The sequence below is a fragment of the Parapedobacter tibetensis genome (assembly GCF_024704835.1).
Classification (GTDB): domain Bacteria; phylum Bacteroidota; class Bacteroidia; order Sphingobacteriales; family Sphingobacteriaceae; genus Parapedobacter; species Parapedobacter tibetensis.
Genome location: NZ_JAMXBE010000001.1, coordinates 419,187 through 434,729 on the forward strand (window position 1 = coordinate 419,187; position 15,543 = coordinate 434,729).

The 15,543-nt window shown below is 47.4% G+C and carries 5 protein-coding genes; all 5 read right to left on the reverse strand.

Annotation, left to right across the window (positions count from 1 at the left end; translation table 11 throughout):
- Positions 1 to 13: 13 nt before the first annotated feature.
- A complete protein-coding gene (locus NF543_RS01655; RefSeq protein WP_257957424.1) occupies positions 14 to 1,927 on the reverse strand; it encodes a RagB/SusD family nutrient uptake outer membrane protein in 1,914 nt (637 codons plus the stop codon).
- Positions 1,928 to 1,968: 41 nt separating this feature from the next.
- Positions 1,969 to 5,169, reverse strand: a complete 3,201-nt coding sequence (locus tag NF543_RS01660; protein ID WP_257666345.1) for a SusC/RagA family TonB-linked outer membrane protein — start codon at positions 5,167 to 5,169, stop codon at positions 1,969 to 1,971.
- Positions 5,170 to 5,411: 242 nt separating this feature from the next.
- Complete coding sequence (locus tag NF543_RS01665) at positions 5,412 to 9,422, reverse strand: hybrid sensor histidine kinase/response regulator (RefSeq protein WP_257666346.1); 4,011 nt, start codon at positions 9,420 to 9,422, stop codon at positions 5,412 to 5,414.
- A gap of 321 nt (positions 9,423 to 9,743) precedes the next feature.
- Complete coding sequence (locus NF543_RS01670; protein WP_257666347.1) at positions 9,744 to 11,636, reverse strand: RagB/SusD family nutrient uptake outer membrane protein; 1,893 nt, start codon at positions 11,634 to 11,636, stop codon at positions 9,744 to 9,746.
- 153 nt (positions 11,637 to 11,789) lie between these two features.
- Positions 11,790 to 15,062, reverse strand: a complete 3,273-nt coding sequence (locus NF543_RS01675) for a SusC/RagA family TonB-linked outer membrane protein (RefSeq protein ID WP_257666348.1) — start codon at positions 15,060 to 15,062, stop codon at positions 11,790 to 11,792.
- Between the last annotated feature and the right edge of the window lie 481 nt (positions 15,063 to 15,543).

Consider the following 15,543-nt stretch of genomic DNA (forward strand, 5'->3'; position numbering starts at 1 on the left):
AACTATTAATCGATTACCATCCCGGTGCTTGTACCAGATTCTGGTTCTGTATAACCGCGTTCTCGGACAATGGCCAGAAATAATCACGTGGAGCAACAAACTGCTGCTGGTATACTGTGCTGATTTGGTAGTACGACACCGCATTTTCGCCCAGCATATTCCAACCTGTAATAGGCGCATTCAGGTAGGCTGCGGCTTTTTTCCAACGGCGCAAGTCCCAAAACCGATGCCCTTCAAAAGCCAGCTCGATAAGCCGCTCCTGGTGGATAATTTCGCGAAAGCCATCTTTTGTCGCAAATTTGGATGGGTTATTGGAGAAATTCATCCACGACTCCTTCACTCCTTCCAAACCGGCCCGGGCGCGTACTTTATCGAGGTAAACAAATGCCTCGGCATTGTCCGGCCCATTTAACTCATTAAGGGCTTCTGCATACATCAGGTAGAGGTCGGCCAAGCGCACCTGTGGCCAAGCATAGGCTTTGTAGGTAGCTCCAGAGGAGCTCATCGTTTGGTTCCAATCGATTAGTTTCTTGATGAAATATCCGGTTACATTATGGTGGAATGCATGGGTACTGCCTGCATAGTCGATCCGTTTACTCCGTACCACAAACGTATTTTCGTCCGAATTGCCGGGACTGTCGTATTTATACCATACCGCCCCGTCAAAAGCCAGGCTGGAATAGAAACGCGGCTCCCGATCAAAATGCAGGCGCGAAGTCTGGAAACCCTCGGCGATATAGAAACGTTCCTCATAGGTGGCAGTGCGCAACTCCGTGTCATCCAAGAAGCTCATCGTCTTATCTTCATTGATAGGTACGCCATTACGCGTGTAGAATTGCCGAGCAATCTTCAATGGAGGGGATAATATCTTTCGGGCATTGTTGTGGTTATGATCAGCGGCCAGTGGAGGCATGGCTTGGAGCTGTAAGTCGACCGTTGTGCTGTTCGAATTGGCCCAGATTTGCTCGGGGTTCCATCGCTCGCATATCGCTTGGCGAAGGCCAAGCTCAATCATGGTCGTATCCGAAAGGCCAAATGAGGTCGTAGGCATAAAAAAGAGTGCATGTCCAGCCTGTTCTGCAACATCAATTGCCGCCTTGGCTGCTTGCGCTGCGTGTTCCCATTTGGCCTCATCATACGTAGGGTTAAACAGCTGCTCCCCATCCTTGTTGCGGAAGTTGGCATAATCGGTATTGCCATTGAAAAGCGGGCTGGCCGCCATCAATAACAATTTGGCCTTTATGGCCAATGCCGTAGGCCGGGTAATCCGCCCCATTTCCGTGGTCCGGTCAGCGATTTGAACTGGCAACTTTTCCGCAGCAACATCCAACAGGTCTGCGATATAATCCACACATTCATCCACCGGATCGCGCGGCACAGCGATTTCCTCTTTATTGGCATCAATGCCTAGGTTTTCACGGATAAGCGGGATCGGCCCATACATTCGCAGTAGGTAATAATGGAAATAGGCTTTAAGAAATTCAGCCTCGCCCAACCAACGCCTGCGCTCAGTGTCCTGCATGTCGCGCACTTTAGTCGGATCGCTTACGTTTTCCAAAAATATATTGCAGTGCCTGATACCTTGGTACATTCGCGTCCAAGATCCCATAAAAGGGTTTGTGACCTGCTGGCTACCCCGGGCGATATCAAAGCCTAGGTTAATTAGGCTGGTTCGGTAGGGTATCCAGATCTCATCGCCAGCCAACATGCCGATATTGCTGTTGGTCCCTTGCACACTTCCATCCGCGGGCAAATAAGAATACAGGGTAAAGAGGTATTTCTCTGCCTCATTGCGTAGCCTGAAGGCATGCTCAATCGTGGATACATTATCGGGCACCACATCTAAATAGCTATCACAGGATTGCCCGGCAAACATCGCCAATGCGATAAACACGGCCGCAGCTTTCCTTGTTATCTTTTGTTTCATCATCTTCGATTCTCCTTTATTTGTTTGAATCATCTGCTCCATTATAAATCTACCCGTACGCCCATGTTGTACACCGACTGTACGGGATATCCAATCCCTCTATCACCCATTTCCGGATCCCACATCTTAAATTTACTCCATACCCACAGGTTGGATCCACTCAGATACACCCGCAGCCTGCCCAATCCCCAGCGGGAAGCGGTTTTCGTAGGGATATTGTATCCTATCTCGACATTTTTCAGCCGCAGGAACGCTCCATCACGCATCCACCAGGTGGAGGTTAGGTAGTTATTTTCGATAAATCGATCGCTCAACCTCGGCCAAAAGGCATAAATATCCCGGTTCTCCTCGGACCAATGGCTATTGGCCACTACATCCAGTAAACCGTTTTGCGCCCTTCCATTGATGACAAAAGGCGAAATATTATCTGGCCTGATAAAGAATGAAGAACGGGCCGATCCCTGAAAAAATACACTGATGTCAAAGTCCTTGTAGCCTACTGTACCGCCAAAACCATAAGTGATTTCAGGTGTGGTAGGATACCCTAGGGCAACCATATCATTGGTAGTGATCACCCCATCGCCATTCATATCGCGGTATTTGATATCCCCACCCATATATTCTCCGAATTGCTGGGGAGCATTGGCCACCTCGATATCGTCCACAAACAAGCGCTCCGCAATAAGGCCGAAGACCTGCTTGACTGGATAACCTCTACGATAGAGATAGGACATGTGCTCTGGATAGTCGAGTTCATCTTTCTTAAGCATCTTACTGGTGGCATATGTAAAAGTGCCCCGCAGGGTGGTCCACCAATTGCTGGAAAAACTGTTGTTGTAATTGATGGAGGCATCCACCCCCCGGCTTTCGGCCTCGCCCGTATTGGCTTGGGGTATAGCCATTAGCCCCATGGTGGAGCTGATCTCCGAGCGCCATTCCAAGATGTTGTACCTCCGCTGCCGGAAGGCATCCACAATCAGCTCGGTCGATCTATTGAATAATGTCAAATCCATACCCAGGTTAATCTGCTCGGATTTTTCCCAGGTAATCAAAGGATTGGCATAGCGCGAGATGGATACCCCCGGACGGCCATAGCGAAACTCTTCACCAAATACTGCTCCATAGCCGCCATCATTGAGATTCACATTGGACAGGTAGAAAAAGCGGTCAGACCGCTCTCCAATCTGGTCGTTGCCCACCCAGCCAAAGGTAGCCCGTAGCTTGAAATCGTCAATGACATTACGTAGGGGCTCAAAATATTTTTCATTGGATATCCGGTAAGCTAAGCCAAACGATGGAAAAAAACCAAAACGGTAGCCACTGGCAAAACGCTCGGAACCGTTGTACCCAAAATTGGCCTCGACTAGGTAGCGATCGTCATATCCATAGGTGAAACGACCGGAAATCCCTTGGTTGCGCTGCTCCAGGGAAGATTGTACGCTCCCTGCATTGCCTGTTTGATAGCTTGAGAGGATGGTAATCAGCATACCCGATACATCATGCTTGTCGCCGAACCGCCGGGCATAATTGACGGCGGCCTCCATGTACAGCCGCGAATCCAGGTTCTTGTCGCCCTCACCGTAATTGAGATACTCCGACCCAGTAGCGCCTATGGAATTGGTACCGCCATCATTCAGTACCCGCAACTCTATTTCGTCGGATACCGGATTTCGAAAAGCCGAATAATAGAAGGGGTTATATTGCCGCACCACATTGAAATAGGAATATCGTTTCAGGTAACCCATGGCCCTAGCCGACAGCCCTTCCGTGAGGAAACCCAAGTCCTGCTTGATTTCCAGTTGGGGTTGTAGCGTGGAGGTCTTGTATACTTCGTACCCCCGCACCATTTCGGCATAGGGGTTGGACAGCAAGGTGGTACTACCATAACCGGTGATTGCCCCGCCAAAAAGTGGGTGCTCCGTATAAGGCGAAAAAGACGCCGGATAAACGGCTGGGAACATGACCGGATTGGACCATATCGCCCGCTCGAAAATATGCCTTCCCCCATGGATGCGGTTTCCGTCGTTGTCGTAACTTCCCACCGGTCCGCTGTAGTCGTCAAACTGTCCATACACCTTGATGCTGGCTTCCGTTGTACTGGTGAGTGTGAGATCGATGTTGGTACGGATGGAATAATTAAGCAACTTGATGTTGTTGTTAAAATTGTTCAGTCCATCTACCTTGAGTACGCCATTATCTACATTATAGGTGCCGGCAACGTAATACCGCGCCCGTTCCCCTCCTCCACTCGCACTGAGGTTGTAGCCCTGGTTGTATGTGTAATCCTTGATGAGCTGGTCAATCCAATTGTTGCTTGGATACAACAACGGATTATCGCCCATCGCGGTACGATCAATCTTAGTCTGCGTATAAGGCAACAGCGCATGCGGATTACGGGTCAAGGCGGCTTCGTTAGCCAAGTTCATGTACGTGATGTTGTCGGCAAATTTAAAATTACGGGTATTGGATGATACTCGGTTTTCGGCCCGGAAGCTAAACTTGGTTTTGCCTGCGGCACCTGATTTGGTGGTCACGAGAATGACCCCATTGGCTCCCCGCGCCCCATAGACCGCAGCGGCCGTGGCATCTTTCAACACGGAAAAAGCTGCAATGTCATCGGGCTGCAAGCGGGCCAGATCTGTAGGTGACGATTCGATGCCATCCATCAGGATCAATGGATCGACTTTACCCGCCCCGAACGAGCCGAGGCCTCGAATAAAAAATTCGGCGTTATCCGCTCCCGGCTCACCGCTTTGTTGGTAAGCTATCATCCCAGATATCCGCCCGGCCATCATGGTGGTCAGGTTGCTGGTTGGCCCTTTTAGTTCACCGGGGTTGACGGAGGTGATGGAGCTCACTAGACTGGCCTTGCGCTGGGTACCAAAGCCCACCACCACGGTCTCATCCAACATACCAGCTTCCGTGCTTAATTCTACGTTAACCGTATAAACCCCATCGGCATTGGGTCGGCGGCCCGATAATGTAATCTCCTGAGGCGTATAGCCTACCGAACTAAAGGTAATCACGGCATTTTGCGACGCATTCAATCGGTACTGTCCTTCTGCATCGGTCATCACTTGTGCGCCGCCGCGTACCGATACCGTGACACCGGGGATGGGGCCTTGCTCATCCCTGACTACGCCTTCTACGCGGGTGTCTTGCGCCCAAGCCTGATACATCAGGCAAAATGACAGCAAGCATAGTATTGCCCCGCTTCGAAGAAATGTAAAGTTTCTTGTCATAGTAAAGTTTGTTGCTTTAAGTTATTAATTGAGTTGGTTAATAATTCAGGTTATTAAAACCGTTGCGTCACTGGTTGCTTATCCTACTCTATCGGCTTATGCTAAGAAAGGTGTAGTTACGGCTTATGGTTAAGCACCATGATTCACGGTACAATTATCGCTACTTGTATGGTAACCCATGAGGGGGATATTCATCCAATGAAAGGGTGAAATTGGTCGTATGGGGTATTCTAGGATATATCTTATCCTTTATTCAGGTTGTAATGCTGTCCGAACGTGTCCCGGTATTTCTTTTTATACTCCGAAGGCCTCACCCCGAACAGTTTAAAAAATTGCTCCCTGAAATACTTCATGTCATTGAATCCTGCAGTAAAAGCCGCTTCGCTGATGTTGAGGTCGGTACTGATCAGCAACTGTGCCACTTTACGCAACCGGATATACCGGACAAATTCATTTGCCGTTTTCCCCGAAATGGATTTAACCCGCTTGTATAAAGCGGAATGGCTCATGCCCACCTCGTCGGCCAGCAGCTTGATGGTAAAATCGGGATTATCCAGGTGTTGCTCAACGGTTTGTATACATAGCTGCAGGAAATCGCTGTACTCCGACGATATTTTATAATCATTGTGCTGAAGGGTCACTTCGTTATAAAAATAGCGCTGCAATTGGTTTCGGCTTTTGAGGATGTTGGATACTCGGGCTACCAATATTTCGTTGTCAAAAGGTTTGGTGATGTAATCGTCTGCCCCCCCTTCAATACCCTTGAGTTTGATCTCATCCGAGGAACTTGCGGTCAATAGGATTACGGGGATGTGGCTTAGGCTTTCATCTTGCTTTACCCTTGCGCAAAGCTCAATACCGGATATGCCTTTCATCATCACATCACTTAACACGATATCAGGTTGATAAGTACGTATCATTTCCAATCCTCCTTCGCCGGTATCCGCTTCGTATATGGCATAGCCATCCTCGAAAATTTTCTGGATATACTGCCTAATCTGAGCATTGTCATCCACCACAAGCATCACGGGGAGGTCGGAGACCACTTCCGTTACTTTTTTTATTTGATCATAACCGGTTTCACCAATTCCATTTCCCCCTAAGAGCTCGTCGGACGCCAGCTCATCCAGGAATATGGATCGTTCGCTGAGATCCTCAAACACAAATTGTCCATCAAACTGCCCCTTGCCCTTGCATAATGTAAGCGTGAATAGGCTACCTTTATTTGGAGTGCTGCAATAGATGATAGTACCCCCATGAGCATCGACAAACTTTTTCACCAGATACAGTCCTATGCCAAATCCTGCCACCCCTTTTCCGTTTCCTTCGAAATCTCGGTAAAACTTCGCAAATAAATGATCTCCCACCTGCTCGGGAATGCCACAGCCTGTATCTTCCACCTGTATTTCCACCCCATCGGGGGTTTCTTGGATCTGGATGCTGACCTTTCCGCCATCGGGTGTGAATTTAATGGCATTGCTAAGCAGGTTGAATAGGGTAATCTCCAGTTTTTCCCGATCACCGTATAGTTCTACAAACTCCCCGACACTTGCAAATTGATAATTCAAATGCTTTGATTCAGCCTGCTGTTTGAAGCAAAGGAATACCTCATGGCACAGCTCCACGATATTCAGCCGCACCAGCCTTAGCTTATCAGCTTCGCTGTCTGCCTTGCGAAAAAGCAGCAATTGGTCGACTAGGCTAAGCAGTCTTTTGGAATTGCGATACACCACGGTCAGTTCCTCACTGTCCACCATCTTATCCTTGCTGTATAACAACTCTTTGATGGGATTGACAATAAGTGTGAGCGGTGTTCGGAATTCATGAGAAATGTGGGTAAAAAACGAGAGTTTCCGTTCATTTAATTCCTTTTCTTTCTCCACTTCCATATGGGCCAGTTCAACCTCATATTTCAACCTGGTCCGCCGCCGGACATCGTACACATAACTATAGATACCCGCAAAAAATAACACCGCGTATATGCCATAGGCCCAAAAAGTACGCCACCAAGGGGGCAGTACCTTAATGGACAAGGTACGCTCGAAAGGCGACCATGTTCCGTCTGCATTGGTGGATTTTATCCGCAACACATAATTTCCTTCATTCAGTCGGGAATAATGTGCATTCCGCTGATTTTCTATATAGTTCCAATCCTTATCCCATCCTTCTAGGAGATAAGCATACCGGATATTTCCGGGAGAAGAAAATTCCAATGCGGCAAATCCAAAGGACAATACGGCATCCTGATAGGGGATGGTCAACTCTTCAATCGTCAGCAAGTCGCCCATCCCATTAAACCGCTGATCATGCTCATAAGATTTATTATTTATCCGCAAATCCGTAAGTACAACATGAGGAAGCAAAATATCGCGTCTGATGCTGTCTGCGAAAAAGATGTTGAAGCCTTTAATGCCGCCAAAAGCAAATTCGCCGGATGCCAATCGGAGCGCGGCATTGTAATTGAATTGATTGCTTTGCAAACCATCAGATTCATGATAGTTAAGGATTTGGTTGGTCCGGGGATTGAACTTAGCCAGACCATTAAAGGTAGACATCCAGAAATTGCCCGAATTATCTTCTAGTAAATTCAATACGGTATTACTGGGCAACCCTTCGGATTCAGTCCATCCGCGGTAATTTCCTGACTGTTTATCAATACGGAGCAACCCCTTCCCTTCAGTACCCAACCAAAGGCTATCGGTTTTTCCCGCACGTATGTCGCGGACGGCTTGGCCTATGTAGTGCCGGGATACGGTATGAAGCTTGGTATCCAATCTAATCAACGCATCAAATGTACCTAGCCAAAATATCCCCTCCTCATCTTCCATCATCGATAATACATTCTGGATAGCTGCATCGTATAGCTCAAAAGCGGTCCGTTCTGCATTAAGCCGATATAATCCACCGGATGATAGCGTACTGGCCCAAATGCTGCCTTGACTATCCTCAAATAATTTCCAAACGTTCCGATGTTCATAATTTGCAGCGTGATTAAAACAAGCATACCGCTTAAACGTGCCTTTCTGGCGTTCGAGCCGGTTTATTCCTCCTCCATATGTGGCTGCCCAGATATCACCATTGCGGTCACATAATAAGCTTGCTACGTTGTTGCAGCTCAAGGAACCTGGATTATTCGGCTGATGTTTGTAATGCTTAAATGTATTGTTTACCCTGTCCCAATGGGTTAACCCTTCGCCATCTGTACCTATCCATAAAGAACCATCACCATCTTCTGCGAAAGATAAAATGAAATCTTGAGGAAAAATAGCCTCTGTTGATTTATTTTGCCGGATCAACTGGAATCGCCCCTGATGCGGATCGATGATATTGATGCCACCTCGTAAGGTGCCAATCCATTGGCGCGATTCTGCATCTTCATAAGCTGCGAATACCGCGCTACTGGTTAAAGCTCCTCCATGCTGGCTGCCTTTTACATAAGTAAATTCACCGGAAGGGAGGTGTATTTTGGTCATACCGCCCCCGTCGGTACAGACCATCAAGGTATGATCACTCCCCAAACTCAGCGAAGCAATGATATTACCGGATAAGCCGTTTCCTTGGTTGTAATGCTGATAGCGGTCGCTGCCTATATGATAGGCATACAGCCCTTGGTCGGTGCCTAACCAAATATTGCCCAAATCATCCGTAGTCATGCAGGTTGCTGATTTTATAGCTGGCGATTTTAACCTCAGCACCGCTGCCGCTTGGTCATAAAAACAGAGCCCTACCCCATGCACCAAGGACCATAGTACGCCGTCATAATCTACGGCAATGGCCTGTACATTGTAATTGATTTTTACGCCATTGGATTGAACTAAAGGGGTTTGTTTAGCGTGGGTGATTTCTTGGGATCCTGTTGGAACCCTAAGTAGACCTGCACGTTCAGAAGCTGCAAATATGTCACCCTTGGGATGGGATACCAAATGATGAATCGAAAAATCTATGGCATGTATGGTGTTGTCATTGATATCTACGTATTCCAAGTGAGAAAAATTGCCCCGACCATCCATGACGGATGCGCCTTTCTTGGTCGACACCCAAATAAGCCCCTGACCATCTTCCACGATACCGGTTATCCGATTGTCCAGCAATGATTGGGTATGGCCAGGCTGGTTTTTATATACCTTGAACTGATACCCATCGAAACGGTTAAGCCCATCATAGGTACCAAACCACATAAACCCATGGCTATCTTGAAAAATTTTGGTCACCGAATTATTGGATAGCCCATGCTCGATTCCTAAATACCGCACTCGAATAATAGATGTCGAATATACACTTATTGAACTAAACAATAGAACTATTGCGGTAATAATCAATGACTTACTTTTCATCGCTATGGGGAAAACGTGTTTATAATTAAGTATTAACCAGTAAATATAGTAAAAAGTTGCAGACTTAATAGCGGTGCAATTTATTAAAAATTAATACCTATTTTAATGGAGATTACAAGTAAGCCGCTCCGTAATGAGAATTAAGGTAAGGCTACCGGTAAAAAAAAGGGATGCTCATGATGAACATCCCTAATAGTTGGCCTAATGGAATTATCCTAAGGCTTGCTTTATTTCAGTTTTTCAATAGCCTGGATTCTGCACCAGCTGATTGTTCCGGTTGATTTCATCACGATGAATTGGGATGAAATACATTTTATCCAACCACTGCCTGTTTTCGATACCCGGATCGATGGTGCTTACCGTGTAGGTATAGTTATAATGCTCAGGATCATATCGATACACCGATACAGAGCTTCCGTTTTTCAGTCGCCCAAATACGCGAATGATGCCCACTTTACGGCCCAGTGTTTCTGCAGCAATCATCCATCTACGGGCATCGTGAAAGCGATGTTCCTCGTAGGCCAGTTCAATACGCCGCTCTTTCCGATAGGCCTGCATGAGGGCTGTACCGGAAGCCGTAATAGCGGGTAATCCGGCCCGAAAACGGATTCGGTTGAGCCACGTCCTCGCCTCAGCGTCTTCACCCAATTCGATGCAGGCTTCGATGTAATTCAGTACAACCTCCGTGTACCGCAATACCGGCCAGGGAATAAACTGCCGAGTATTCTGATCAACCACAGCCGGATCAGGATCTATAAATTTGCGCATGTAGTAGCCGGTATACGAGCCATTCCAATCCTCTACGCTACTATTACGCGTATCCAATCCATAGTGGATGACCTTGTTTCCGCCTTGCGTCACCTCATATTGACCGGTTTGGATTTGATTGGCGGGATCCCGACCTGCCACATCGGCTGTACGAGGTTTCCAATCGGCACCATCATAGAGAATCGTTGCATAAAAACGGGGATCGCGGTTTTCATATGGTGCCGCCGCATGCTCAGGATTATTCCAATCGAAAGTGGCCCCATCTATCATGCCATAGTCATCTACCAATAGCTGTGTCGGAGTGTTTCCGGCCCAATTGTGGTAACCATTCGGACCATTATTTCGGCCTACGTAATTGCCCCCTTCGTCTTTCAAGTCAATAAAAAATCGCCCGAGTATCAAATCCGCTTTACCATCGGAAGAGACAGCTTGACTACCACCGCCCAAGGAAATGGATAGGTAATTTTGGGTACCTTCTTCGGGTGTAACAGGTGCCGTAAGATCCATCATGTACCCTGGGCCATGCATATCAAGGACATCCTTGGCTGCTTGCTGCGCCCTTTCCCAGCGTGCTTGCTGATTGCCGTTGGTATATCCTAAATACGCTGGGTTCGAATATCCCGCTATAGTTGCTGAATTGGCCGAGGCCGTCGGGATATCATGCAGGTCGCTGGCGGCCTTGGTTAATACCCGGCTCTTCAAAACCAACGCAGCGGCTACAGAGGCCCGGCCATCCACTACCGGTGCATCTGCCAACAATTCGGCTGCCCGGTCGCAATCCGCCGCGATAAATTCCACATGCTCTTCAAATGTATTTCTTGCGATCGTGTAATCTTCCTCGCCCAATCCATAGATGCTATCGATCAGGGGGACGGCTCCATAATACCTCATCAGTTCGGTATAGAAAAAGGCACGGAGGAAATGGGCTTCCCCCATCAATTGGTCCGCAATGTTTGTGGAGTTGTCAAACTGCGGGTTCGCAAGATTCTGAATGGCGATGTTGGCTGCCCGGACACGCTGGTACAAGCTGCCCCAGTTGTGGGTTCCAGCACTAATTTGACTATTCCAACCTTGATCGGCATCGTTCGATCGGGCCTCTGTGATGATATTAATTCCCCGGCCTGGGTGCGTAAACATTGCCTCGTCTGATAACGAAGCCAACATTTCCTCGTCGAACCCACCTTGACCAAATCCATTGTAAATCTCGGTTACGAAGGCTTCGGCGAGCCCGGCGTCCTGCCATGTATCTTCCTGGGGAACCTCATCAAGTGGTCTGGTGTTTACGAAATCATCATTACATCCAGCCACACACACGAATAACAACAATGCGAACGGCACTATTGTTATGCTATATTTTCTTGTCATTTTCATCTGTATATAATTTGTTTTTAAAAGGCGATGAAGCTATCAGATTTTTCACAACTGTTTACTAAATGGGTGTTCAAGAGCTCGCAAGCTCGGTTTATTCATCCCACTGTGTGGTCTGAAAAATCATGATGGTTTCATTTCTCTTCAATCTTAAAAGGTTACAGCCAATCCAGTATTGATAAGTCGGGCTTGCGGATAATATTGCCCCAATTGGTTCAATGATTCAGGGTCATAGACACCAATTTTGCTCCAAGTAAATAAATTAAACCCGCTTACATAAACCCGCAGACTCTTGATGCCGGCAGGTTCCATCCATTGCCCGGGAAACGTATATCCTAATTCCAGGTTCTTCAATCGGATATAATCTGTACTCCTAAGCCAATAGGTATTACCGGAAGAGTAATACTGGTCGCTACGGTCTGTAATTCTTGGATGCTGGTCGCTCGGACTATCCACTCGCCAACGGTTTTCGTAAAAATCAAGGAGGTAATTGCCGATAGCACCTGATTCATCGGTTCCGACACGCAATTCACCCCCAGTAGCCCCTTGGAAGAGCACTGTTAGGTCAAAGCCCTTATACTGCAAGCCAATATTCAGTCCGCCTTGAAATGTAGGTATGGTATTCTTGTCGCGCCGCACACGGTCATCCGATGTAATGGCACCATCGCCGTCGTAGTCCACATACCTCATGTCTCCTGGCCTCAATGAATTGGTTACCGCACTATAATCCAATGTATTTGCTGAAATCTCGGCCTCGTCCCTGAAAACACCGTCATAGATGTAATACAGTTCAGAATTGATCGTTCTGCCCGTGGACTGTTGCCATTCCGGTGCTCCCGGTGCCTCATCCCAAAAGATAATTTTGTTCTTGGCATAGCCACCATTCAAACTTACATTTAAGTTGAAGTCGCCAAACTGATCGGTATATCCCACATTGAAGTCCCAGCCGCTATTCTCTACGATGCCAATATTTTCAGCAGGCAGTGTCATGCCGGTAGTTTGCGGGATAGATGCGTTGCGTCTCCATAGGATACTTTCACGTCTGTTTTTAAACCACTCCAATACAAAGTTGAACTTTCCGTCCATCAGTTGTCCATCGAGCCCAATATTGTAGTTGTTGGCTACCTCCCAAGTGATGAACATATTCGGTACGCGGCTCTCATACAGGGTTTTGACCAGCTCATTGCTGATAACGTAAGTCCCGAAGCCGTATGTGGGAAAGTACTGGTATTCTTGCAACGTTGCTTCTCCGTTATTATCGTGATCATAGAAAATATTGTCGTTTCCCATCTGGCCATATGAACCTCGTAGCTTCAGGTAATTGACAAAAGGCACACCATCCTTCCAAAAATCCTCTTCTGAAATCATCCATCCTGCCATAATGCCTGGAAAGAAACCGTAGCGGCTATCTTCGGGAAACATATACGAGCCATCATACCGCCATAAGAACTCGGCAATGTATTTACTTTTGTAATTATATCCTACGCGCCCGAAATAGTTGAGCCTTGCCCGCTCCCAAGCTCCACCGTTATTATCCTTTTCAGCTTCGCCTCCTGCAAACAAGTAATCGATTGCCGAAGAGACAAAATACCTGCGGAATGCTTCGAAGTTATCGTTGCGAATCGTTTCCCGGTTAACGCCGGCCAATAGATTAACGGTATGGTCGCCAAATGTACGGTCATACGTTAATACCCCGCCGAGCAGCACATTCATTTGATCCTCATCACTCTGAGTGAGGCGTGGATCCGCAGGACCCCGCTCGCCCCGCACTAATAGTGGAGTTACACCGTCGTCTTCATAATCGCCTTGCCAAGTATATAGGTACCAAGGGATTTCCCAGCGCTTTGTTTTAGCGACATATTTATCTATTGACGCCGTACCGCTGAACTTGAGTCCTTCCACCCAAGGTATGGTGATGTCGACTTGCCCATTCGTTTGGAAATAATAACGTTTGTCTCTATCATAACCTGTCTGGTCAGTTGTAATGACCACCGGATTTTCCCCGTATTCGATGTCTGGACCGGGCAACCCATTTGGCCAAAAGGCCGGTTCTGTAGGGATGCCTCGCATCAGCATCCGGAAAATCGTGCCCGCTGATTTCGTGGGGAATTCGCGATCTTCCTGCCTTCCCAAAACACCGATTTTCGTGCTGACGTATTTATTAATATTCGCATCCAGATTGATCCGGATATCGTATTGCGAGTACCCGGTAGCCGAATTTTTATAATAGGCGTCCTGATTTTGATATCCGATGGAGGTCATGTATTTGATGTCTTCCGTACCGCCACTGATTTGAAGGTTATGTTGCGATTGCGGCGACCATGTTTTTAGCGTGGCATCATACCAATCGGTATTGGGGTGGCCCCAGGGGTCCGAGCCATCGGCGAATAACTGCAAATCTTCGGGCGAGAACGGAGCAGTAAGCACGGTGTTGTCTGGTCGGGTGTATGATCCGGATTCCTGAAATGCCATTTGGGCTGCCGACCATTCCGATACAGACAGCTTGAAAATCTCCAGCTCATTACGCATCTCTGCATATTGTCCCGCATCCGCTAAATCGGGGATTACCGTTGGCTGTGAAAAAGCTTGGTTGAACGTATATTGCAGCAATGGCTTTCCGGAATGGCCACGTTTAGTGGTAATGAGGATAACGCCATTAGCGGCCCGCGCACCATATATGGCTGCGGAAGCGTCTTTCAACACGGATATGTTATCGATATCCGCTGGGTTAAGGCGCTCAAAACCGCCGACACGGGCCGGGATACCATCAATGACAACCAACGGATCACTATTCCCGAGCGTATTTGTACCCCGGATACGAATCTGGGCGCCGTCATAGCCAGGTTCAGCGCTACCTTGCGTGGCAACCACACCTGGCAAACGACCCGCCAACGCATTGGACAGGTTTACTGTGGGCGACTTCATGAGTTCGGCGCTTTTTACCGAGGTGACTGATCCGGTGATGTTTTCCCGACGTTGGGTACCATAGCCTACAACGACCACTTCTTCTAGGTTGGACATGGTGGCATCAAGTTCCAGTTGCACATCTATCCGTTCGCGATCTGCCGTATGTGTTTGGGAAACATACCCGATGTACGAATAGACCAATGACGCTCCTTTTGTCGCTTCAATCGTGTAATTGCCTTCGTCATTGGTGGTTGTGCCGAGCGTGCTTCCAGCAACAGCTACACTCGCTCCTGCAATTGGCTCTCCCTGCGCATCGGCAACCTTTCCTTGCACCACAATGGCGCCTTCTTGGGCAAACAAAGCGTTACTTGGAAACAATGTGGTCATCCATAAGACCACAAAAGATACCCTAAACAGGGTACGGCAAAAATAATTCAGTTTGTCTTGAAATCGTAGCGATTTCATTGCTCCCATCCAAGAATCGCTTTGGATAAAAGCATTTGGCATTTGCATCATAATTGTGTGTTTTTTAGTGATGTAAAAGATTAATTGTGGTTGTTTTGTCTACCTGCGACAGGCATTAACGAATCATAAATAGCTCATAAAAATCTAATTTGGTTAAACATTTGGTTTCTAACTTCCTAAGTAATCCCTTAAAGCATATACGATAAGCAAGTCATATAGCATGTTGTACGAGCCTGAATTGCCAATCCCGTTGGAAAACAAGCACAGCGAGGACTGTAAAAGAGTGAGTTATCCGAATCCTAATGTGAAGCCAATATTAGTCGGGCATGCGCCGACTAACACCATGACTGATGTCAAAAAAATAGGCTTCACCAGAACGACTACTATGCAAGCATGTCCCTTGCTGCACTAGGGCAAAACAAAGCAACACGATAGTTATTTATCGTTAAATAAACACTTATTACTTCCCTAAGAAAAAAAAGCATGATGACTCCAATCACCTCCTTCATCTGTTCTAACGATGTGCGCTCGA

Excerpts from the sequence above, each read along its gene's own strand:
- NF543_RS01655 (WP_257957424.1), bottom strand. The coding sequence starts at position 1,927 with ATGAAACAAAAGATAACAAGGAAAGCTGCGGCCGTGTTTATCGCATTG.
- NF543_RS01660 (WP_257666345.1), bottom strand. The coding sequence starts at position 5,169 with ATGACAAGAAACTTTACATTTCTTCGAAGCGGGGCAATACTATGCTTG.
- NF543_RS01670 (WP_257666347.1), bottom strand. The coding sequence starts at position 11,636 with ATGACAAGAAAATATAGCATAACAATAGTGCCGTTCGCATTGTTGTTA.
- NF543_RS01675 (WP_257666348.1), bottom strand. The coding sequence starts at position 15,062 with ATGATGCAAATGCCAAATGCTTTTATCCAAAGCGATTCTTGGATGGGA.